At 34.4% G+C, this 23,269-nt stretch carries 24 protein-coding genes and 1 riboswitch; of the genes, 23 read left to right on the top strand and 1 reads right to left on the bottom strand.

The window, feature by feature from the left end:
• Nucleotides 1-7 precede the first annotated feature (7 nt).
• The 21 genes from dut (at nt 8) to BM077_RS00570 (ending at nt 21,317) form a co-directional block, all read left to right on the top strand.
• Entirely contained in the window at nt 8-445 is a 438-nt protein-coding gene (gene dut, locus BM077_RS00670) for a dUTP diphosphatase (protein ID WP_089747612.1), read from the top strand.
• A gap of 73 nt (nt 446-518) precedes the next feature.
• Entirely contained in the window at nt 519-785 is a 267-nt protein-coding gene (locus BM077_RS00665) for a YlmC/YmxH family sporulation protein (protein ID WP_089747079.1), read from the top strand.
• 78 nt (nt 786-863) lie between these two features.
• Nucleotides 864-1,466 carry a general stress protein gene (locus BM077_RS00660; protein ID WP_089747077.1) on the top strand — a complete coding sequence of 201 codons (603 nt, stop codon included), beginning with the start codon at nt 864-866 and terminating at the stop codon, nt 1,464-1,466.
• Nucleotides 1,467-1,568: 102 nt separating this feature from the next.
• A riboswitch (Lysine riboswitch) is annotated at nt 1,569-1,747 on the top strand.
• A 111-nt stretch (nt 1,748-1,858) separates the two neighbouring features.
• Nucleotides 1,859-2,653, top strand: a complete 795-nt coding sequence (dapB, locus tag BM077_RS00655; RefSeq protein ID WP_089747076.1) for a 4-hydroxy-tetrahydrodipicolinate reductase — start codon at nt 1,859-1,861, stop codon at nt 2,651-2,653.
• An 88-nt stretch (nt 2,654-2,741) separates the two neighbouring features.
• The gene (dpsA, locus tag BM077_RS00650; RefSeq protein WP_089747074.1) at nt 2,742-3,623 is read left to right on the top strand and encodes a dipicolinate synthase subunit DpsA; all 882 of its coding nucleotides are present in this window, start codon (nt 2,742-2,744) and stop codon (nt 3,621-3,623) included.
• Between the two features lie 29 nt (nt 3,624-3,652).
• Nucleotides 3,653-4,246, top strand: a complete 594-nt coding sequence (locus BM077_RS00645) for a dipicolinate synthase subunit B (RefSeq protein WP_090003373.1) — start codon at nt 3,653-3,655, stop codon at nt 4,244-4,246.
• A gap of 100 nt (nt 4,247-4,346) precedes the next feature.
• On the top strand, nt 4,347-5,351 hold the full coding sequence (locus BM077_RS00640) for an aspartate-semialdehyde dehydrogenase (RefSeq protein WP_089747069.1): 1,005 nt from the start codon (nt 4,347-4,349) through the stop codon (nt 5,349-5,351).
• A 23-nt stretch (nt 5,352-5,374) separates the two neighbouring features.
• Nucleotides 5,375-6,598, top strand: a complete 1,224-nt coding sequence (gene dapG / locus BM077_RS00635) for an aspartate kinase (RefSeq protein WP_089747067.1) — start codon at nt 5,375-5,377, stop codon at nt 6,596-6,598.
• Between the two features lie 17 nt (nt 6,599-6,615).
• Nucleotides 6,616-7,497 carry a 4-hydroxy-tetrahydrodipicolinate synthase gene (dapA, locus tag BM077_RS00630; RefSeq protein ID WP_089747065.1) on the top strand — a complete coding sequence of 294 codons (882 nt, stop codon included), beginning with the start codon at nt 6,616-6,618 and terminating at the stop codon, nt 7,495-7,497.
• A 236-nt stretch (nt 7,498-7,733) separates the two neighbouring features.
• On the top strand, nt 7,734-8,135 hold the full coding sequence (locus tag BM077_RS00625; RefSeq protein WP_089747061.1) for a hypothetical protein: 402 nt from the start codon (nt 7,734-7,736) through the stop codon (nt 8,133-8,135).
• A gap of 310 nt (nt 8,136-8,445) precedes the next feature.
• Nucleotides 8,446-10,122 (top strand): ribonuclease J, encoded by a 1,677-nt coding sequence (locus tag BM077_RS00620; RefSeq protein ID WP_090095082.1) that lies wholly within the window; start codon nt 8,446-8,448, stop codon nt 10,120-10,122.
• A 130-nt stretch (nt 10,123-10,252) separates the two neighbouring features.
• Complete coding sequence (locus tag BM077_RS00615; protein WP_304441009.1) at nt 10,253-11,053, top strand: ClpP family protease; 801 nt, start codon at nt 10,253-10,255, stop codon at nt 11,051-11,053.
• 16 nt (nt 11,054-11,069) lie between these two features.
• Nucleotides 11,070-11,312, top strand: a complete 243-nt coding sequence (locus tag BM077_RS00610) for a YlzJ-like family protein (protein ID WP_089747057.1) — start codon at nt 11,070-11,072, stop codon at nt 11,310-11,312.
• Between the two features lie 145 nt (nt 11,313-11,457).
• Complete coding sequence (locus BM077_RS00605; RefSeq protein WP_090003371.1) at nt 11,458-12,405, top strand: Na/Pi cotransporter family protein; 948 nt, start codon at nt 11,458-11,460, stop codon at nt 12,403-12,405.
• A gap of 150 nt (nt 12,406-12,555) precedes the next feature.
• Complete coding sequence (locus BM077_RS00600) at nt 12,556-14,811, top strand: FtsK/SpoIIIE family DNA translocase (RefSeq protein ID WP_320408941.1); 2,256 nt, start codon at nt 12,556-12,558, stop codon at nt 14,809-14,811.
• Between the two features lie 73 nt (nt 14,812-14,884).
• Nucleotides 14,885-15,571 carry a methyl-accepting chemotaxis protein gene (locus BM077_RS14120; RefSeq protein WP_304441008.1) on the top strand — a complete coding sequence of 229 codons (687 nt, stop codon included), beginning with the start codon at nt 14,885-14,887 and terminating at the stop codon, nt 15,569-15,571.
• 220 nt (nt 15,572-15,791) lie between these two features.
• The gene (locus BM077_RS00590; protein ID WP_089747054.1) at nt 15,792-16,526 is read left to right on the top strand and encodes a GntR family transcriptional regulator; all 735 of its coding nucleotides are present in this window, start codon (nt 15,792-15,794) and stop codon (nt 16,524-16,526) included.
• Nucleotides 16,527-16,609: 83 nt separating this feature from the next.
• A complete protein-coding gene (locus tag BM077_RS00585) occupies nt 16,610-17,767 on the top strand; it encodes a BMP family lipoprotein (RefSeq protein ID WP_089747052.1) in 1,158 nt (385 codons plus the stop codon).
• A gap of 76 nt (nt 17,768-17,843) precedes the next feature.
• Nucleotides 17,844-19,376, top strand: coding sequence for an ABC transporter ATP-binding protein (locus BM077_RS00580; protein WP_089747050.1), 1,533 nt, complete (start codon nt 17,844-17,846; stop codon nt 19,374-19,376).
• A complete protein-coding gene (locus BM077_RS00575) occupies nt 19,366-20,430 on the top strand; it encodes an ABC transporter permease (RefSeq protein WP_089747048.1) in 1,065 nt (354 codons plus the stop codon). Before BM077_RS00580 ends, BM077_RS00575 begins: the two co-directional genes overlap by 11 nt.
• Complete coding sequence (locus tag BM077_RS00570) at nt 20,430-21,317, top strand: ABC transporter permease (RefSeq protein WP_090095080.1); 888 nt, start codon at nt 20,430-20,432, stop codon at nt 21,315-21,317. Before BM077_RS00575 ends, BM077_RS00570 begins: the two co-directional genes overlap by 1 nt.
• Before the next feature lie 49 nt (nt 21,318-21,366).
• Here the strand turns inward: BM077_RS00570 and BM077_RS00565 are convergent, their stop codons facing one another.
• Nucleotides 21,367-21,579, bottom strand: coding sequence for a DUF378 domain-containing protein (locus BM077_RS00565; RefSeq protein WP_089747045.1), 213 nt, complete (start codon nt 21,577-21,579; stop codon nt 21,367-21,369).
• A 257-nt stretch (nt 21,580-21,836) separates the two neighbouring features.
• On the opposite strand from BM077_RS00565, the gene BM077_RS00560 reads away from it, so the two are divergent.
• Both BM077_RS00560 and recU read left to right on the top strand, forming a co-directional pair.
• Complete coding sequence (locus BM077_RS00560) at nt 21,837-22,661, top strand: sigma-70 family RNA polymerase sigma factor (protein ID WP_089747042.1); 825 nt, start codon at nt 21,837-21,839, stop codon at nt 22,659-22,661.
• Between the two features lie 4 nt (nt 22,662-22,665).
• Nucleotides 22,666-23,205, top strand: coding sequence for a Holliday junction resolvase RecU (gene recU / locus BM077_RS00555; RefSeq protein WP_089747040.1), 540 nt, complete (start codon nt 22,666-22,668; stop codon nt 23,203-23,205).
• The last annotated feature ends 64 nt before the right edge of the window (nt 23,206-23,269 follow it).

Here is a 23,269-nt window from a genome sequence, read left to right as displayed (position 1 = left end):
CTAAATGATGAAGATTAAGATTAAACGTTTAGATGAGTCGGTTCCTTTACCAGAGTATAAACATCCAGGTGAAGATGTGGGGATGGATCTTTATTCGCGTGAGGAAGGTGCTTTAGAACCGGGAGAATATAAGCTATTTAAAACAGGAATTGCTATCGCTTTACCACGAGGATATGCTGGATTTGTTAATCCTAGGAGCGGTTTAGCTTTAAATCATGGGATTACTGTTTTAAATGCAGATGGTGTTATTGATCCTGGGTATCGTGGAGAGATAGGGATTACTCTAATTAATCATAGCCAAGAACCTTTTGTTGTCGAAAAAGGAGCAAGAATAGCCCAATTAATTATTCAGAAGTATCAAGAAGTAGAATGGCAAGAGGTAGATGATTTATCAAAAACTAAAAGAGGCGAAGGTGGTTTTGGGCATACGGGTATTGTTGATTAGTTATTAAGTTTTTAATACCTCCCGAATCTTTTGCATAGAATATTAAAGAAAGGATATTAAGGGAGGTATTGATATGAAGTTAAGTGAATTACAAGGAAAAGAGATTATAAATATGCATGATGGTGGTCGTTTAGGAATCATAGGTGAGACAGAATTAATTCTTAATACTTTAACTGGGGACTTAGAATCAATTATTATTCCAAATCAAGGTGGGTTATTAAGTGTATTTGGCGAAGAAAAGTACTTAATTATTCCTTGGCAGGCAGTAAAGAAAGTGGGTTCAGAAGTAATTATTGTTGATTTAGAAGATGGATTACAACCACAGCGAGCTTCTATATAATGTTAGAATAGCCTCCTTTACTTTTGGATATCTTAGTTTTAAAGCAGAATTAAAACTAAGGAGGTTATTGAACTAATTATGGCATCTATAATTGGAGTTTTTAATGAAAGAGAACAAGCTGAAAGAACGGTTAATGAAATCAGAAAGTCAGGATATGAAGAGGAAGAGATATCAATTATAGCTAAACAAGCTCAAGAAGCTACTGGAGAACTGCACAAGGATGAAGGTGACGAATATGGTGATGGCGGTTACTATGGAGATGAGTATGGTCAATCGGTTTATAATCGTGAAGGAAACTATGCTACTGAAGGTAATCAAGCAGAGACAGGAATGACCTTTGAAGACCAGAATTTAACTGATGGGACTGCTACTGGAGGAACGCTTGGTGGACTTGCTGGTTTGGTGGCTGGAGCAGGAGCGCTAGCTATTCCAGGTATTGGTCCAATTATTGCTGCTGGTCCAATTGCTGCTGGATTAAGTGGAGCTGTAACTGGTGGTTTGGCCGGAGCATTAGTCGATTATGGAATTCCTAAAGAAGTAGGACAGAATTACGAAGACCATATACGCCGGGGTAATATGTTAGCAATCTTTGAAGGAGCTGAAAGTGAAGAAGATACTGCTGAAGTAGCTGCTATTATGCAGCGAAATGGTGCGGTAGATGTTGAACTTTATCAGGAATAAGAGTTAAAAGGAGAGAATTTATTCTCTCCTTTTTCTATTAGGACTTGACATTTAGCAAAATTTATTAGAAAATATAATAGAATTGGGTTCAAAAATAAATAGGATTAAGGTTGAGGAGCAATAATTATCAGTACTTATCAGATTTACAGACTAGATTATCTTTTAAGGAAAGGAATTATTGCCGAAATCTAAGTTCAAGCTGGTCATTGGGGTTAGATTGGGTTTGGAGTTAATAGCTTCAAAACTGTCATCATGATAATTGATGGAGGACTATCTTAATCGTTAAAGATGATTAATTATTAACGATTGGTAGTCTTACCAATCGATTTTTAGTATTATCATATTAAAATCCACTAATAAGTTATGAAGAGAAAGGAGTTGTTAACAGTATAATGAAGAAGGTATTAGTTAATGGTGCTTGCGGAAGAATGGGACAAGAAGTAGTAAAGTTATTAGCAAGAACTGAAGATCTAGAGTTAGTAGCAGCAACTGATAAAGTAGACGTTGGGGAAGATATTCATCAAATCTTAGGTTTATCAGAACCTACAGTAAAGATTGAGTCTGATTTGGAAGTAGCTATTGAGGATAAGTCAATTGATGTTATAGTTGACTTTACAACGCCTCAAGTTGTAATCGAAAATATTAAGTTAGGAATGCAGGCTGGTATCGATATGGTAGTAGGAACTACCGGTATTACAGAAGTGGATATTGAAAAGATTGAAGAACTAGCCAAAGCGAATGATACCAATATAATTATAGCTCCTAACTTTGCTATTGGGGCTATATTAATGATGGAGTTTTCTAAAATAGCAGCTAAGTATCTGAATCAAGTAGAGATCATTGAACTACATCATGACCAGAAGTTAGATGCTCCTTCTGGGACTGCAATTAAGACGGCAGAATTAATTAATCAAATAAGAGATAATGAAGAGAATGATTTAGATGTAATTGAGAAGATTCCTGGAGCTAGAGGCGGAGAAGAGGAAGGATTAAATATACATAGTGTTCGTTTGCCTGGCCTAGTAGCGCATCAAGAAGTAATCTTTGGAGGTGAAGGACAGACGCTAAAGATTAGGCATGATTCAATTAACCGTCGTTCCTTTATGCCAGGAGTTAAATTAGCTATTGACAAGCTAGAAGAGATTGATGGAGTTGTTTATGGATTAGATAATTTAATGGAATTTTAAGTTTGACAAGCACTACTTTGGAAGGTTGACCATATAATATTAATGATTAAAAAATATTTTCATTAAAAATTGAGGAAAGGAGGATGAAATGGAATCACAATTAAAGGGAATTAAGATAGCAGTTTTAGGTGGTGACGAGCGGGAATTAGAGATGCTACGTCTCTTAGCAACTATTGGTGCTCAGATTAAGACTTTAGGGGACCCAGGGGTTAAGATTCCTGGTATAGAAGTTAAAGACAGATTATCGACAGTAATTGATAATGTTGATGTAGTTATTGCTCCAATGACTAGTACCGATGAAAATGATTACTTAAAAGCAACTTTTGTTAACAATGCAGTACAATTAACAGAAGAATTCTTTGCCAGCTTAGAATCGAATACTTTATTCTTAATTGGGGTAGCTAGAGGGAGCGTAAATGATTACTGTAATGAATATGATATAAGTCTGATTCAGTTAGCCAAATTAGATGAAGTGGCTATTCTAAATGCAATTCCTACTGCTGAGGGAGCAATTCAGATTGCTATGGAAGAATCAAATATAACTTTACATAGTAATAAATCTATGGTTTTGGGGTTAGGTAGAGTAGGTCTAACTCAAGCACGCATGTTGGCTGGAATCGGTAGTCAGGTTTATGGGGTAGCAAGAGATGCTGGAGATAGAGCGCGAGCTAAAGAAATGGGAATTACTCCTGTTGATTTTGATGAGTTGAAAGAGATTATTTCTGAAATGGACTTTATATTCAATACAGTTCCTGCTTTAGTTTTAGATAAAGAGTTGCTAACTGAGGTAAAATCAGATGCTTTAATTATTGATTTAGCTTCTGCACCTGGTGGCGTCGATTTTGAAGTAGCAAAGGAATTAGGTATTAAAGCCTTATTAAGCTTAGGTCTACCTGGGAGAGTAGCACCTAAGACTGCTGGTCAGATTTTAGGTAAAGTCATTCCTCGTTTAATTGTTGATAGAATGTAGTTTTAACCTTCCAAAGGAGGTGTGTTTATTTGAAATTAAAAGGCAAAAGAATAGGTTTTGCTGTTACCGGTTCTTATTGTACTTTAGATAAAGTAGTTCCTCAATTAGAGCGGATTGTAGATGCTGGTGGAATTGTCTATCCGATCTTATCAGAATCAGTACAAAATATAGATACTAAGTTTGGGAAAGCTGAAAAGTGGATAAGAAGAATTAAAGAGATTACTGGCAACGGATTAAGGTCTAGTATTGTGGAAGCAGAGCCTATTGGACCTAAGAAGTTATTAGATATATTGATTATAGCTCCTTGCACAGGAAATACTTTAGCAAAAGTTGCTAATGCAATTACTGATTCTACAGTATTAATGGCGGCTAAAGCTCATTTGCGAAACAATAGGCCGGTAGTTTTTGCAATTTCTACTAATGACGGCTTAGGTAATAATGCTTCTAATATAGGAAAACTACTAAATACTAAAAATATATATTTCGTTCCTTTTGGGCAGGATAACCCTAAGGAAAAAGTTAATTCATTAGTTGCAAGGATGGATTTAATTCCTGAAACATTAGAATATGCATTAGAGGGAAAACAGATCCAGCCTGTACTTATAGAATATAAAGGGATATGATTCCAGTTGACAGGTGACAGTTTACAGTTGACAGTTGATTTTAACTGTCAACTATACACTGTAAACTGTAAACTAATATACGTGGGAGGTATTATTAATTATGAAGGAATATAATATAGCGATAGTTGGTGCTGCAGGCGCAGTAGGAAGAGAGATGTTAAGTATAGTACAAGAAAGAGAACTACCTTATGCTGAGTTGAAGTTATTAGAAAAGGAAGCAGGAAAGTTTACTACTGAGGATGGCAATGAATATGAAGCAGAAGCAGCTACACCGGAGGCGTTTGAGGATATTGATATTGCGTTATTTAGTGCCGGTAGTGAAGCAAGTAAGAAGCTTGCACCGGAAGCGGCTAAACGCGGAACGATAGTAGTGGATAATAGTAGTGCTTTTAGGATGGATCCAGAGGTACCATTAGTAGTACCAGAAGTTAATCCGGAAGATATTGATAAACAGCAAGGGATTATTGCTAATCCTAACTGTTCGACTATTCAAATGGTAGCTGCATTGAAGCCTATTTATGATAAAGTTGGAATCAAACGAGTCGTAATCTCTACTTACCAAGCAGTTTCTGGTTCGGGGAAGGCTGCGATGGATGAACTATTAGAACAATCTAAGGCAATTTTAGAAGGTAAAGAAGCAAAGGCTGAGGTCTATCCACATCAGATTGCCTTCAATGCCTTACCACATATTGATATCTTTTTTGATGATGGCTATACTAAAGAAGAGATGAAGATGGTTAATGAGACTAAGAAGATCTTAGGTGATGATTCTATTAAATTAACAGCCACTACAGTTCGTATTCCAGTCTTACTCGGCCATGCTGAGTCTATTAATTTAGAATTAGGTTCCGAGTTAGAGGTAGATGAAACGAAAGAATTGTTGGATGCTGCTGAAGGAGTAAGAGTGGTTGACAATCCAGGCAAATGCGAATATCCAATGCAGATCCAAGTAGAAGAAACCGATGATGTGCTAGTAGGTAGGATTCGTAAAGATAATACTGTAGATGCAGGCTTAAATCTCTGGATTGTAGCCAATAACTTGCGTAAAGGAGCAGCATTAAATACGGTTCAGATTGCTGAAAAGCTAATTGAAAAAGGTGTTTGATAGTTAGAAAGAGAGGTGGGGGAATGCGTAATATCTTAATACAAAAGTTTGGCGGTTCTTCCCTTGATACAGAAGAAAAGAGACAGATGGTAATTGAAAAGATAATAAGTAGCATAAATCAGGGCTATAAGCCGGTAATTGTAGTGTCAGCTATGGGGCGCAATGGCGCTCCATATGCCACTGATACTTTAATTAATTTGGCTGAAGATACTTGTGAACATGTCCATCCACGAGATAAAGATTTATTGATGTCATGTGGAGAAATTATTTCTACAGTAGTAGTAGGTCAGGGATTAAAAGCTAGAGGTTATGATTATCATGCTTTAACTGGTGCCCAAGCTGGCATTATCACTGATGATAATTATGGTGATACCCGAATTTTAGAGGTAAAACCAGCTAAAATCTATGAAGCATTAGATGATAATTTAATTCCTATAGTAGCTGGGTTTCAAGGAATGACTAGCAAAGGAGAGATTACTACTTTAGGAAGAGGTGGAAGTGATACAACGGCTTGTGTGTTAGGGGCGGCTCTTCATGCTGAAATGGTAGAGATATATACCGATGTTGAAGGGGTAATGACAGCTGACCCTGATTTAGTACCTAATGCTAGAACATTAAAACATGTTACTTATAATGAAGTTTGTGAGTTAGCTTATCAAGGAGCACGAGTAATTCATCCTCGAGCAGCAGAGATAGCGATGCGTGAAAGAGTACCAGTTATGATTAAATCTACTTTTAGTGATGGTTCAGGTACTGTTATCTCTGATAATTTTAATCAAGAGAACGAGATTGATATAAAAGGAGACCGACCAGTAACAGGAATTACTAGCCGTTCTAATGTAAGTTTGGTTAAGATCATTCCTAGGCAACAGCAGGAATATGCTACTGCTTTAGGCTGTTTTGAGGTTTTAGCTAAAGAAGATATCAGTGTTGATTTTATTAATGTAAGACCAGAGATGATTACCTTTATTATTAATAATCAATTAATGGAAACGACTGAAGAAGTCTTAAGTGAGACAGAATATAATTATGAGATAGGTAATAATTTAGTAAAAATTTCAATAGTAGGTGCTGGTATGACTGGGCTTCCTGGTGTAATGTCAAGCGTAGTCAATGCTTTAGATGATAATGGGATACCAATTTACCAAACGACCGATTCACATACTACAATCTCTTTTTTAATTAAAAAGAGCGATGAAAAGAAGGCGTTATGTGCTTTGCATGATCAATTTAATTTAGCAGAATAATTTATGGAGGTGTTTTGATGGTTGAATTAGGTGAAGTAATAACAGCGATGGTGACTCCTTTTAATGAGGAGTTAGAAGTGAATTATGAAGCAGCAGCAGATTTAGCTAATTACTTAGTTAATAATGGTTCAGACGGTATCTTAGTATTAGGAACTACTGGTGAAGTCCCAACTTTGACTAAAGAAGAGAAGATGAAATTGATAGAAATTGTTAAAGAGGCAGTTGGAGATAGAGCAAAAGTAATTGTTGGAACCGGGTCTTACTCTACTCAAGAAAGTATAAAGATGACTAAAAAGGTAACCGATTTAGGTGTAGATGGGGTAATGTTAGTCACTCCTTACTATAACAAACCACCACAGGCTGGTCTATATAATCATTTTAAACAGGTGGCAGAAGTAACTGACCTACCAGTAATCTTATATAATGTTCCAGGACGTACTTCTAGAAATATTGAACCGGAAACGGTAGCTAAGCTAGCAGATATAGATAATATAGTAGCAATTAAAGAAGCTAGTGGTGATGTGGAACAAGCAGCAACTATTAATCGTTTGACTGATGATGATTTTATGATTTATAGTGGCGATGACGGTCTAACTTTACCTATTTTAAGTATAGGAGGAACAGGAATAATCAGTGTAGCTGCTCATTTAGTCGGTAGTAAGATTAAAGATATGGTAACTGCTTATAAAGCGGGAGAAGTACAAAAAGCAGCGGGATTAAATGCTGAATTAGGTGAGCTATTTGCTAAAATATTTATGACTACTAATCCGATTCCAGTTAAAGCAGCGTTAAATTTAATGGGACAGCAAGTAGGACCAGTTAGACCTCCTTTAGTGGATGCTAATGCAGAAGAAGAAGAAGTCTTAAGATATCTTTTAAAAAGTCATAATTTAATTTAAGAAGATTAGACACGTAACTTTAGGTTGCGTGTCTAGTTTTTTATAGGAAATAGATATGTGATTATTTTGAATTAATATAGAAAACAGATACTAAATTTGCCTTTGAATTGTGAAATATAGGACAAATGACCCGAAAATTTGGGACAATTGACACCTTTTGCAGAAAAGTGATTTATGAGATAATGTATATAAGGTAATAATTTTCAAATTAATTAATAATTAGGGGAGGGAAAATAATGAAAAAGACGTTGTTAATGACTCTAGTAGTACTTTTCACAATTACTTTAGTAAGTACAATGGCTTTTGCTGCTACTAAATCTGTAGAGGATATGTTTAAGGCTAATGCTGGGTGTGGTGTAAGTTGTCACGAGCCAGATAGTGAACATAATCTTAAGAATGAGATTAAAGATATGGCTAGTGCAGGAAAGCATGCGAATGTAGCAGCGATGGTAAGTAATGAAGGTCCTGAGAAGTGTATGGCTTGTCACTCAAGTAACTTTGGGAAGGTATTACACAAAGCTCACTTAACAGGAACGCCTAAGACTAATCATTTCTTAGCAGAAGTGAAGAGTGGTGAAGCTAACTGTATTAGTTGTCACGCACTTAATGCTAAGACAGGTAAGATAGGCTTAGATTAAAAATTAATAAGATTTAAAGTTAGAGAGGGCTTACGCGAGTCCTCTCTAATATTATTTAGAGAGGACTTTTTAAGTTAAGTAGCTTTTAAAATCAAAAAAATAATTAGAGAACTTTTGTTGATTATTTAATTAAAAGAGCCTTCCATGGTTCTTTTTTTCATTTTATCCTTGTGTTAACGGTATAAATCCCTTATAATAATAAATAGAGCAATTTAGAACGGGTTTTGACCGGAGTGATTGGTTGTAGTAAGTTAAATTAATAAAAATAGTAATAATGTTTATAGAAAACATGGAGGTGTTAGTTAATTAAATGGCAACGGTTAAAAATCAAATAGACAAATTATCTTTGATTCCTCTAGGTGGAGTTGGAGAGATCGGGAAAAATATGATGGTAGTGGAAGTAGAAGATGAAATATTAATTATCGATGCGGGAGTTATGTTTCCAGAAGATGACCTATTAGGAATAGACTTAGTAATCCCTGATATTACTTATCTTAAGAAGAATAAAGAAAGAATTAAGGGGGTTGTTCTTACTCACGGTCATTTAGACCATATCGGTGCACTACCATATCTTTTAAAAGAAATTAATGTTCCAGTTTATGGAACGAAGCTTACTTTAGGGTTAGTACGTGGTAAGTTAAAAGAACACGGATTATTAAAGGATGCCTATTTAAAACATGTTTACCCTGGACATTCAGTTGAAATTGGCGATTATTTTAATGTAGAATTTATTCTTGTAAATCACAGTATTGCTGACGCTTGTGCTTTAGCAGTTCATACTCCGGTTGGCGTATTAGTATATGCTAGTGATTTTAAATTTGATCAGACTCCAGTCAATGGTCAGATGGCAGATATTCATCGTTTAGCCGAATTAGGAGACGAAGGTGTATTAGCACTCTTTTCTGATAGTACTAATGCTGAACGTGCTGGATATACTATGTCAGAAAAAGTTGTTGGAGAAGCGATTGATGATATCTTTAGTGATGCACAAGGGCGAATTATTGTAGCTTCTTTTGCTTCTAATATCGACCGAATTCAACAGTTCATAGATTCGGCCTTTAAAAATGATTGCAAAGTAGCAGTTACCGGGAGAAGTATGATTAATAATGTCCATATTGCTAAAGATTTAGGTTATTTAGATATTCCGGAAGGGATGCTAGTAGATTTAGAAGAGTTAAAGCACCTGCGAGATGACCAAGTAGTACTAATAACAACAGGAAGCCAGGGTGAACCGATGGCGGCCTTAACGAGAATGGCTCGTGGGGATCATAGGCATATTAATATTAAGAATGGAGATACTGTCGTTGTTTCAGCGACAGCTATCCCTGGAAATGAAAAGTCAGTAGGCAAGACTATCAATAAGCTCTTCAAGCGAGGGGCAGAAGTTATTTATGAGTCTGTTTCAGGGGTTCATGTTTCTGGTCATGCTAGCCAGGAAGAATTAAAATTAATGTTAAATCTAACTAAACCTAAGTTCTTTATTCCCGTTCATGGTGAGTATCGTCATTTAAATCGTCATGCTAAATTAGCTCAAGAAGTAGGTATTTCTAAAGAGAATATTTTCATTACGGAACCAGGAAATGTTTTAGAATTTAGTAATGATGATAGTCAGACTGCTGGTTCTGTAAAGGCGGGTCGAGTATTAGTAGATGGTTTGGGTGTTGGTGATGTTGGAAATATTGTTTTACGGGATCGTCGTTTGCTTTCTCAGGATGGTATTTTAATTGTGGTCTTAACTATTGATCAAAAAGGTCAGATTATTGCCGGACCAGATATTATTTCTCGGGGTTTTGTTTATATTCGTGAATCAGAAGCATTACTTTCTGCTGCTACTAATAGAGTAGAAAATGCTTTATCAAAGTGTGAAGAGAATAATGTTACAGAATGGTCGGTTTTAAAATCGGAAATCAAAGATGCTTTAGGTAGCTTTATTTATCATAGAATAAAGAGACGACCAATGATTTTACCGATTATTATGGAAGTTTAAAAGTAAAAAAGACGTTAAAAGCATGTGAAGAATTTATATAAATTCTTCACATGCTTTTTTTCTTTATGCATAAATAAAAAGAAATTAATCATACTAACAATAGACTACTTATTTAGGAGCGTGATTAATTTTGGTTAGAGATAATGATTATAGACAGAGAATAAATCCAACGCGAATTTCTAAACCTGCTCGACCAAAGAAAAAATCTCGTAGTAAGAAAAAAAGAAAGAAAAAAGGGAATGCTTTACAGACTTTAAAGCAGTTAGGACAGACTAATTTACCTGAAAGTGCAGAATCTGATATTCATTGTATCAACATAGTTGGACAGATTGAAGGTCATAGAAGTTTACCGCCTAAGAATAAGACTACTAAGTATGAACACTTGATCCCCCAATTAGTAGCTATAGAGCAGAATGATAATATTAAAGGTGTCATTATGATCTTAAATACAGTTGGTGGAGATATAGAAGCTGGATTAGCTATTTCTGAAATGTTAAGTAGCCTTTCCAAGCCGACAGTTTCATTAGTATTAGGAGGAGGACATAGTATTGGGGTACCAATTGCAGCAGCTACTGATAAGTCATTTATTGCAGAAACTGCGACTATGACTATTCACCCAATCAGATTAACCGGAATGGTAATTGGGGTGCCACAAACATATGATTATCTGGATAAAATGCAGGATAGAGTAATTAACTTTGTTAGCAGTCATTCAAATATAAACGAAGATAATTTCAGAAAATTAATGTTCCAGACTGGAGAGTTAGTAAGAGATGTAGGAACAGTCTTAATTGGTCAAGAAGCCGTTAAAGAAGGAGTTATTGATGAAGTAGGAGGACTAAGTGAAGCTATGAGTGAATTACGAAGGATGATTGATAATAATGAAGGTAATCCAAGCTCATCTATTGAATCAGTAGTTGACGATAATTAAATCAGAGGTGGCTAAGATGCTATATTATTCTATAATTCCTGGTGAAGTGATATTTAATGAAGAAGACGAAGAAGTAGTAGGAACAAAAGAAACAGACTTGATAGAAGTAGAAGTTAATGGAATTACTATGCTGGTTAAGCAAACAGAAGTAGATGCTGGAGAAATAGTTAAAGTGATCAGTTCAAATCCTAAAGACTATTTAAATTTAAATTACCAACCAGGTAATGTTGTGCAATTCACTCCGGAATTTTCTATGTGATTTAAAGTCAGATAACTATATATGATCATAACAGGGAGACAAATGATGAATTTGTTTCTCTGTTTTTTATTTTTATAATAATGATTTATTAATCATTTCCTAACATATATATTTAATAGATTGATAAATAGGAGAGATAAATCAAATGATCCTAACAGTTATCTATTTATTCTGTGGTTTAATGGTCTTTGTGTATGGTATGAAAGTAGTTAAGTTAGGCTTAAGCCAATCTATTAATGATCACAATAAGTTTGTATTGAACTATCTGACCGGAACAAAATTGTCTAGTATATTTCTTGGAATAATAATAACTATCTTGATGCAAAGTAGTAGTGCTACTATAGTATTAGTCATTAGCCTAGTAAATGTCAATTTAATAGGTTTAAATCAGGCTTTGGGCATGGTTATTGGAGCTAATATAGGTACTACAATTACTGGACAGATTATTTCTTTTAGTCTAGAAAATTATTTTTGGATCTTTTTTGTAGTGGGTTTTGGACTTTATCTTTTTGGGAAGAAGGATAAGAATAAAAATAAAAATAAAAGTAAAAGGTACATAGCTTTAGCTGAGGCTGCAGGAGGTTTTGGTTTGATTTTTGCTGGATTAATGTTAATGACGAATTCTTTAGTACCATTAGCAGAAACCAAAACATTTTTAGACTTAATATATAAGCTTTCTCATAGTAGTATTAAAGCTTTTATTAGTGGAATTATAGGTACTGCTATGTTACAGAGTAGTAGTACTTTTATTGGGGTTATTTTAACGCTAGCTAGGCAGAATTTGGTTAACTTATCTACAGCAATCTTATTATTATTAGGAAGTAATATAGGCACTTGTATTACAGCCGTAATCGCTGCTATTAATGGTACAAAGACAGCAAAACTAGTGGCTCAAGGACATATTATCTTTAATTTGGGCGGAGCATTAATCTTTTTACCTTTTGTGTCTCTTTATTCCAATATGATTCATTTAACGAGTCATAACTTAGTGCGTCAAATAGCCAATGGGCACACAATTTTTAATATAATAAATGCTTTTTTATTCTATTTAATTTTTGATAAATTTGCTCAACTAATAAGAAGGTTATCCTAAAAAGAAATTTGTTGCTAGGGATGATACTTCAATTATTAGGTGGTTGAGGATTATTTATTTTATGAATGCATCTTTAATGGTGCATTCTTTTTTTACTTGATTTGTGAAAAGCAGGATTATTTGATTGTGATATCGAATACAGGAGATGAGGTGATAAAATTGAAATCAGCATTAATTAAAATATATGAAGAACGCAATGATGAATTATTAGGTATATTCTTAATTGTAATAGCTATTTTATTAGGAGTGAGCCTATATTTCCAAGCTACTGGAGTAGTAGGGGAGATTTTAACTAGAGGATTTAAGGTCATCATTGGGAGAGGAGCTTATATTTTACCTTTTTTATTTTTGTTATATGGAATTAATCTAATTAAATCTGAAAGAATTGAAGTTACAGTAAGAGTTATAGGATTAATTATAATGTTTGTAGTGGTTATAACTATTTTACATTTAGATGTAAAGCCAGGAACGGAGTTTAAGTTTGCTTTAGAAGGTAAAGGTGGTGGAATAGTAGGAGCACTGCTTTTATACATATTGAGACAAGGTTTAGAGGAAGTTGGAACTTATATTGTCTTAGGTGCTTTAGGTTTAATTGGGTTTTTATTAGCGGCTAATCTGTTTTTGGCTAATATTATAAGTCAAATAAGAGATTATATTAAATCAATGGTAGACAAACTTAAGGTAAAGTTTAATAAGATACAAGCAAGATGGACTCAACTTAGAGAACAACGAAAAAAAGAGAAACGAAAAGTAAAGAAAGAAATTGAGGAGGAATTAGATTTACAGGAAGAATTAAAAAAGAATAAGCAGCAGTCAAAGAACAAATTAAAGAAGAGTATTTCTGTTTCAAATCCAAATAGTGAGAATAATAAGATGAAAAGTAGTGAAGTTAAAGATAAAGAAGAAGATGCTAAGAAGCAGGAAACTAAAAATGAAGAACAGATAAGAGAGGGTAATTTTAATGAAGTATCTGAACAGACTGATGATGGATATAATTTGCCTCCATTATCCCTCTTACAACCGATAGAGAATGTAGATAGTTCTGAGGTTAATCAAGCTAATAGCCAAGTTTTAGAGGAAACATTAAGTAGCTTTGGAGTAGAGGCTGAAGTAGTAGATGTTAATTATGGACCCACGATTACGAGATATGAGATTCATCCGGCTCCAGGCGTAAAAGTAAGTAAGATATCTAATCTATCTAATGATATTGCTCTATCATTGGCTGCTTCAGATGTTAGAATTGAGGCACCAATTCCTGGTAAAGCCGCTGTAGGGATTGAAGTACCAAACCAAGAACAAGTTATGGTTCATTTACGAGAAATCTTGGAATCATCTGAATTTACGGAATCTAGTTCTAAATTAAGTGTAGGTTTAGGAAAAGATATAGCTGGTAAGTCGATCGTAGCTGATCTTTCAGCTATGCCCCACCTTTTAGTGGCTGGGGCTACTGGTTCTGGTAAGAGTGTATGTATTAATAGTATTATCAGTAGCCTATTATATAAAGGTAGTCCAGAAGAGATAAAGATGATGTTAATTGATCCTAAGATGGTAGAGCTAGCTATATATAATAAGATTCCACATCTAATTGCACCGGTAGTAACTGATGCTAGAAAAGCAGCTGCTGCTTTGAAGTGGGTAGTAGAAGAGATGGAAAATCGGTATGAGCTTTTTGCTTCTAACGGAGCGAAAGGAATTAAAAGTTATAATCAGCAGTTTTCAGCTGAAGAAGAAACTAAGAAGTTACCATATATAGTAGTAGTAATTGATGAGTTATCTGACCTGATGATGGTAGCTGCTAATGAAGTAGAGGATGCTATCTGTCGTTTGGCTCAGATGGCTCGAGCGGCAGGTATCCATTTAATCATAGCTACTCAGCGTCCATCTGTAGACGTTATTACAGGAGTGATTAAGGCTAATATTCCTAGTAGAATTTCATTTGCTGTTTCGTCTCAGACTGACTCACGAACAATCTTAGATACAGGTGGTGCTGAAAAGTTATTAGGAAAAGGTGATATGTTATTTTCACCAGTTGGGTCACAGAAAGCAACTAGAATTCAAGGAGCTTTCATTTCTGAAAGTGAAGTAAAAGATTTAGTTAAGTATGTAAAGGAACAAGAGAATCCTGAATACGCAGAAAAATTAGAAAAGATTAAGGATAAAGAGATTACAATCGAAACTGAAGATAAAGATGAACTATATGAAGAAGCAGTAAAATTAGTAGTTGATAAGAGAGCCTCAATTTCTATGCTACAAAGACGGTTAAGAATCGGGTATACTAGAGCAGCTAGATTGATAGATACTATGGAGGAAGAAGGTATTGTAGGTGAACATCGTGGTAGTAAACCAAGAGAAGTATTGATTGATGAAGATGACTTAAAAGAATTATTTAATGGTGAAGGAGGATAAGCTATTTATATAGAAATTGAAGTATAAGCGCACATTATATAGTTTAAAGTAGAAATGAGGAGGCGTTAGCGATTTGAACACAAAATTTGCGGAAGAAATTAATGTTGGAATTATTGGTGGAGGAACGGGGGGGTCTAATTTACTAGAAATATTTTTAAAGATGGATTCAATTAACATTAAATATGTTGCTGATATAGATGTGAATGCTCCAGCGATGGTCTTGGCTAAAAAAGAGGGACTTAAAACTACTACTGAAATAATGGATATACTTAATGATAAGCAAATTGATTTAATTATAGAAGTTACAGGCTCTAAAGATGTACTAAAGAAGGTTAATGATAATAAGATGGAGGATGTAGATGTAATTGCTGGTCATGCTTCATTTTTACTATTCAATATTATTGAGGATTATAAAGAGTCCCAACAGAACTTATTAGGAACAGTAACTAATCATTTGACTGAGGTGCATGATGCGATTAGGGATAATTCACAGGATGTAAAACAATCAGTAATTGAAATCGAAAAAGTAACTAGTGATCTAAATATGCTGGCTATTAATGCTTCTATTGAAGCAGCCCATGCTGGAGAATCAGGTAAAGGATTTTCAGTAGTAGCTGGGGCAGTAAAAGATTTGGCTGGGAAGTCTAGTGGCTTAGTTAGTAATATTCAAGAGGTAAATCAAAATATTATTAATCTAAATGAAAATATTACAGATGCTGTTAATAATTTACAAAAACAGAGTTTAGAATTAGAAGATTGATTTTAATGGTGGATTTCGTGAAAAATCACGATAATTCACCATTATTTATTTGACAAACCTTGACAAATAAATTGTCATTTGCTATCATAAAGTTAGTCGTCAGATGTTAGACGACTATACGAATTTTAATTTGTTTGAAAATTTATTAAGTTTAAATAATAAGTTTTAGAATAATTGCTATGATTAATAATATTTATTTAATCAGTCAGGAGGGAGAAGAATGAGTTTAATCAAACAGGATTCTAGACCACTATATATATTAGTTAAGAATAAGCTTGAAGAATTAATTGAAGATGGTACTTATCAGTCCGGGGATCAGTTACCTTCAGAAGCAAAATTATCAGAAAGTTTTGGAGTTAGTAGAGCTACTCTACGCGAGGCATTAAGAGTTTTAGAAGAAGAAGGTCGAGTGAATCGGAGACAAGGAGTAGGAACTTTTGTTAAGGATAATACTCCATTATTTGAAAGTGGAATTGAGGAATTGTCAAGTTTGACAGAGATGATAGAAGAGTTAGGGTTAGAAGCAGGAACTACTTGTTTGGAAAAAAAGCAAGTAAAGGCAGATACAGAATTAGCTGAGAAGTTTGGAGTTAATGAAGGTGATCTATTGCTTAATATCCAACGAATTAGAACTGCTGATGGTGAACCAGTTGCTTTCTGTAATGATTATTTATTAAAAGATGTACTAAATGAGTTAGTTGATGATGAAGATTTTTATGGATCACTCTTTGATTTGCTTGAAAATAAATGTAATGTTTATATTACTCACGCTATAGCAGATATCAGTCCAATTACTACTGATCGTGAGGTGACTAAATTTTTAGATATTGATACTAGAGTACCGTTTTTACTTTTAAAACAGATGCATTATGATAATGAAAATCCAATTCTCTATTCTAAACTTTACTTTAGAAGTGATAAGTTTAAGTTTCAAGTGATTAGACAAAGAAGATAGGAGGTGAATTAATACTTAGTAAGTAGTAAAGATTAATAAGAGGGATTAAATTAATTAAACCTTAAAATCAAGGAGGTAATTTAATGTTAAAATTTAATCGAAAGACAGTTGTATTAGTAGCTATTTTGCTGGTAGGACTATTAGTAGCCGGCTGTGGTGGTGGAAATAATCAGGATCAACAAGGAACTCAGGAAGACCAAAAAGAAAGTTTAAAAGTTGGTATTGTCTTATCTAGTGGTGGTAAAGGAGATAAGTCATTTAATGATTCAGCTATTAGAGGTTTAGAAAGAGCTAAAGAGGATTTTGATATTGAATATAAGTATATTGAGCCAAAACAAGTTTCAGCTGCTGAAAAAGGATTAAGATTTTTAGCCCAAAATGGTTATGATTTAGTAATTGGTGTAGGGTTTATGCAGCAAGATGCAGTTGATAAAGTTTCTAAAGAATTCCCAGATACTAAGTTTGCTTTAATTGATAGTGTGGTAGAAAGAGACAATGTTGTTTCTTTAACTTTTAAAGAGCATCAAGGTTCATTCTTAGCAGGTGCTTTATCTGCTTTATTAACTACTCATGATGAGGTTAAAGGAATTAATGAAGAAAAAGTAGTAGGGTTTTTAGGCGGCATGAATATGCCTTTAATCCATAAATTTGAATTAGGATATACATCTGGAGTAGACTATATCAATGAGCAAGAAGGAATTAATGTAAAGGTTAAAGTCGCTTATGCTGGGACTTCACCGGATGCTTTTAATAACCCAGCTAAAGGGAAAGAAATTGCTTTATCTCAATATAATGCTGGAGCAGATATAATTTATCATGCTTCTGGTGGTACTGGTGGGGGATTATTTAAAGCTGCTGCTAAACAAGGTAAGTATGCAATTGGTGTCGATTCAGATCAAGATTGGGTACAGCCAGGATTTGTTTTAACTAGTATGTTAAAGCGAGTTGATAATGCAGTTTATCAAACAGTTAAAGCTGTTAAAAATGATAATTTTGAATCTGGAGTTCAAGAATTTGGTCTAAAAGAGAATGGGGTAGGCTTAACTCCTTTAACTGGTGTTGGTCCTACAGTAAAGACTGCTAAGGAGTTAGGTGATATTACTGCAGAAGATGTCCAGACTATTAAGGAAATGAAGAATAGAATTCCAGAAGAGGTTAAGCAAAAGGTAAAAGATATTAAAGAGAAGATTATTGCTGGAGAAATTAAAGTACCTAATTATTTAGAACAACAAGGAGAATAGATAAATTAATAGAGTAGTTATCAGTGAGATAGCTGATAACTACTCTTAATAATGACTAATAGGAGGTGGCAATCAATTGGAGCCGATCTTAGAAATGAAAGCTATTACTAAGCGATTTCCAGGAGTATTAGCTAATGATAACGTTAACTTAGATTTATACCAAGGAGAAATTCATGCTTTGATTGGTGAAAATGGTGCTGGCAAATCAACACTAATGAGTGTACTTTTTGGTATGTATACTCCTGAGGAAGGAGAAATATTTTATAAAGGTCAAAAATTAGATATTGATGGGCCTCAAGATGCCATTGAATTAGGAATTGGTATGGTTCATCAGCATTTTATGTTAGTACCAACATTGACAGTGGCAGAAAATATTATTTTAGGTTCTGAACCAAAACGAGGATTGAAAATAGATATTGAAAAGGCTATTGCTAAAGTTAACGAACTGGCTAATAAATTTGGATTACAAGTTGATGCTACAGCTAAAGTTAAGGATATTCCGGTTGGAATGCAGCAAAGAGTAGAAATTTTAAAAGCTCTTTATCGTGGAGCAGAGGTATTAATTTTAGATGAACCAACGGCTGTTTTAACCCCGCAAGAAGTAGAGGGGTTATATCAAATCATGGAGTCTCTAACTGAACAAGGAAAGTCAATTATATTTATTACTCATAAATTAAAGGAAGTCTTACGAATTTCGGATCGGATTACTGTTTTACGTAAAGGGAAAGGAATAGGAACTGTTACAACTTCAGAGACTAATCAAAAAGAATTAGCTAGGATGATGGTTGGACGTGAAGTTCTATTAGAGGTAGAAAAAGAAGAAGCTGATTTTGGTGAAGTATTAGTAGAAGTTTCAAATTTGAGTGCCTTCAATGACCGAGGGATGGAGGCGTTAAATTCAGTCTCTTTTCAAATTAGGGCTGGTGAGATTTTAGGTATTGCTGGAGTGGAAGGAAATGGACAGACTGAGTTGGTTGAGGTCTTGACTGGATTAAGAGAGGCTACTGCTGGTGAGTATAATTTACATGGTGATTCACTTTATAATCATTCAGCTAGGAAAATTAAAGAAGCCAAAGTAGCTCACATTCCCGAGGATAGACATAAGCATGGCTTGGTTTTAGACTATACAGTCGAAGATAATTTAGTTTTGGGTTATCATTATCGTGAGCCATTTGCTAAAGGGATTAATTTAAACTTTAATAACTTGGCTGAGCATGCTAATCGTTTGATTCCAGAGTATGATATTCGACCTCAAAATAAGGAAGCACTAGCACGTTCTTTATCCGGAGGAAATCAGCAAAAGATTATTGTAGCACGAGAGTTTGATTTAGGCCCTGAATTCTTAATTGCCTCCCAGCCGACTCGTGGAGTAGATGTAGGTGCTATTGAATTTATTCATCGACGAATCTTAGAACAGCGCGATGAAGGGAAGGCAGTTCTGTTAGTTTCAGCTGAGCTACCGGAAGTAATTTCATTGAGTGATCGGATTGCAGTTATGTATGAAGGTGAAATTGTTGACATAGTAGATGCTGCAGAGGCGACAGAAGAGAAGTTAGGAATTTTAATGGCTGGTGGTAGTTTAGAAGGAGGGATAGCTAATGGGAGTTGATAAGATTGATATTAAAGAATTAGCAATTGAATTATTAATTCCACTTTTAGCAATTATATTTTCATTTATTATTGGTGCAATTATTGTATATACCTTTGGGTATGATCCTATTGAAACTTATGCGGCACTGTTACAAGGGGCTTTTGGTAACTTGAATCGTTTTGCAGATACATTATTAGCAGCAACTCCATTAATTTTTACTGGTTTAGCAGTTGCTTTTGCTTTTCGTTGTGGTCTATTCAATATTGGAGGCGAAGGTCAGTTATTAGTTGGCGGTTTAGCAGCAGCTTGGGTAGGAACTTTTGATGGTTTATCGGTAGTTGTACATGTGCCATTAGCTGTGTTAGCAGCAGCAATAGCTGGAGCCATTTGGATTGCTATTCCTGCTGTTTTAAAGGCATTTTTAGGTGTGCACGAAGTGATTACAACTATTATGATGAATTATATTGCTTATGCTATGGTTGCATATTTGAGTTTGAAAGTGCTAGCCAATCCAGGAGAGATAAAGACACCGCCAATCGAGGCAAGTGCTTATTTATGGAGATTTTCAAATATTTTAGATATTAGGTCATATATGAATTTAGGATTTATATTAGCTTTATTAGTCTTATTATTTATTTATTATTTACTTTGGAAGACGACTATTGGTTATGAAATTAGAGCAGTTGGAATTAATCCTGATGCAGCGGAATACGGAGGTATTAGTGCTCCTAAAAATATTATTTTAGCAATGTTAATCAGTGGTGCTTTAGCTGGTTTAGGAGGAGCTGAAAGAACTTTAGGTTTATATCACTATTATATTCAGGGGTTTTCACCAGGTTATGGATTTACTGGGATTGCAGTTGCTCTATTAGGAAGGAATCATCCATTTGGAATCTTATTAGCAGGAATCTTATTTGGAGCTTTGTCTAATGGTAGAACTTTTATGAATATGGCAGCTGGAGTGCCGATTGATTTGGTAAATATTATTCAAGCTATTATTATCTTCTTTGTAGCTGCTGATTTAATCTTTAGACAATTTATTCCTAATAAGAGTGAAGGAGGTGTAGCTTAATGGAGATTTTGACACAAATATTTAGTTTAGAGACTTTAAGTTCAACTTTGCGAATGGCTACACCTTTGGCTATTGCAGCTATAGGAGGGCTTTATTCTGAGCGTTCAGGAATTATTAATATTGCTTTAGAAGGGTTAATGTTAGCGGGAGCCTTTATAGCGGTAGTTGTTAGTTATTTTACAGGTATTCCTTGGTTAGGATTATTAGGGGCGTTAGTCTTTGGTGGTCTCTTCGCTATGATCCATGCTGTAGTTAGTATTAAGTACCATGCTGATCAGGTAGTAAGTGGTGTAGCGATCAATATGTTAGCGGCTGGTGGAACGGTATTTATGTTGAATATTATCTTTAATACGTCAGGTACCTCTGAGTCTGTAAATGCTTTGCCTTACTGGGGTCCTTTCAAGCCAACAGTCTATATTGGTTTATTAGTAGTATTTATTGCCCATTATGTTCTATTTAAGACACCTTTTGGGCTGCGAGTTAGGTCAGTTGGGGAACATCCTCATGCTGCTGATTCGGTAGGGATTGATGTAGAAAAGATTAGATATATATGTGTAGGTATTAGTGGAATTTTAGCAGGTTTGGCAGGGGCTCATCTATCTTTAGGTGTATTAGATAGTTTTCGTGAAGGGATGACAGCGGGGCGTGGATTTATTGCTTTGGCGGCAATGATTTTTGGTAAGTGGACTCCATTTGGTGCTTTAGGAGCTAGTCTATTATTTGGATTTTCACAAGCGGTACAGATTAGATTACAAGGGTTGGGAATTCCTACTGAATTCGTGCAGATGATTCCATATATCTTTACAATTATTGCTTTAGCAGGAGTTATAGGAAAATCGACTCCTCCTACAGCTATTGGGGAACCATTTGAAAAAGGTAAGAGATAAAGTAAAAAATCAGCTGCTTATAAGCAGCTGATTTTTTATTGTTAATACTTTAATTATTCTCTTCTACTGTTTCATCTTTGAAGAGGAGGATAATAGAATAAAGACCGGCTAAGCCCACTAAAGAATAGATTGTTCTACTAAGGACAGAAGTTTGTCCACCAAATAAAGCAGCAACTAGGTCATATTGAAATAATCCAATTGCTCCCCAATTTAGAGCACCAATAATTACTAAAATGAGTGCTAATCTATCGAGGGTGTTCATATTAAATCAACTCCTTTATTACTTATTCTGTAAATATAATAGTAATAATATACAATTATTTTTATTATTTATAATTTTTCTTATATAAATTTAGAAGATTTCTTTAAATTTAATCGATTAGGCAGGAATGAGAAGTCTACTTAAAGAAAGGAAATAAGTGTGATGAGGTTACTGACCTTTAAAATTTTATGATTTAATTCTGTATAAGGTAGTGAAGAAAATCATAATTTATATATTGAAGTTAGGAGGGAAAAAAGATTAGCTCTATCAGTCAATATTATCAAGATATTTCACATGATATTCTTTCAAAAGAGGAAGAAGTTGTTTTAGCTAAAAAAGCTAAGGCTGGGGATTCAGAGGCTAAGGATAAGTTAATAGAACATAATTTGCGTTTGGTTGTAAGTATTGCTAATAAGTATCAAGGTAAAGGTTTGGATTTGCAGGATTTAATACAAGAAGGGAATATCGGTTTGATTACAGCGGTAGAAAAGTTTGATCCTGATAAAGGGTATCGTTTTAGTACGTATGCTTCTTGGTGGATTAAGCAACGAGTTACTAGGGCGATAGCAAACCAAGGTAAGACCATTCGTATTCCGGTTCATGTCTGGCAAAAGACCAATAAGATATTTAAGATTAAAGGTAAATTACAGAATGAATTAGGACGAGAACCAAAGGCAGAAGAGATATCTGCTGAAACGGATATTTCGTTAGAAAAAATAAAAGAAGTCTTGCAGATAGTTACTGACCAAAATCTTGCTTCTTTGAATCAATTAGTAGGTGATGACGAAAATACTGAGTTAGGAGAATTAGTTGCTAGTAATGAGGTTGATGACCCTGTAGAGGGGACTAGTCAACAGTTGTTAAAAGAAGACTTAGAGGAACTATTGACTCAATTATCTGATCGAGAAGCTGAAGTTATTAGATTGAGGTTTGGATTAAAAGATAGTAGACCAAGAACCTTAAAGGAAGTAGGACAAGAATTTGGAGTAACCAGAGAAAGAATAAGACAGATTCAAATTAAGGCTCTTAACAGATTAAAACATCCTACTCGTATTAAACAGTTAGAAGGCTATTTGAGGTGATACAATGGTAAGTTATAGGCGAACTTCTTATGCTAATCGAGGAAAACAATTAGAAGTTGAATTAGAGACTACTAATCAATATTATAATTCACATGGGATAGCAATGGTTCAAAAGATTCCTATTCCAGTAAAAGTACTAAATTTAGATCAAAGAACTGGCAAGATCACTAGTGCATTTTATGAGAAGAAATCGACAGTTGACTATATTGGGACTTATGAAGGTAGAAGTATAGTCTTTGATGCAAAGGAGACTAATGTAGAAACACGGTTTGATCTTAAAAATATAAAAGAACATCAATATCAATATTTAAAATCTCAGCACCAGTGTGGTGCTATTGCTTTTTTATTGGTTAGATTTAAGAGTTTGGATGAAACCTATTATCTTCCATTTGAGTTATTGGCTCAATATATGAAGAATAAGAAACAAGGTGGAAGAAAGAGCATTCCATATGATGAAATAGCTAAAGGGAGATATAAATTAAGTGCTAAAGGGCTAGCATTATTAGACTATTTGAGTATAATAGATAAGATTATAGATGGTTAACAATAAAAAGATTATGAAAAGTTAATTTTAAGTAATTAATGTAAAAATATCCTCTCACCTATGA

It is taken from the genome of Candidatus Frackibacter sp. WG13, from assembly GCF_900114655.1.
In the GTDB taxonomy this organism is placed as follows: domain Bacteria; phylum Bacillota; class Halanaerobiia; order Halobacteroidales; family Acetohalobiaceae; genus Frackibacter.
The sequence above is the reverse complement of the archived record's forward strand: the minus strand, read 5'-3'. Positions and strand labels throughout refer to the sequence as shown.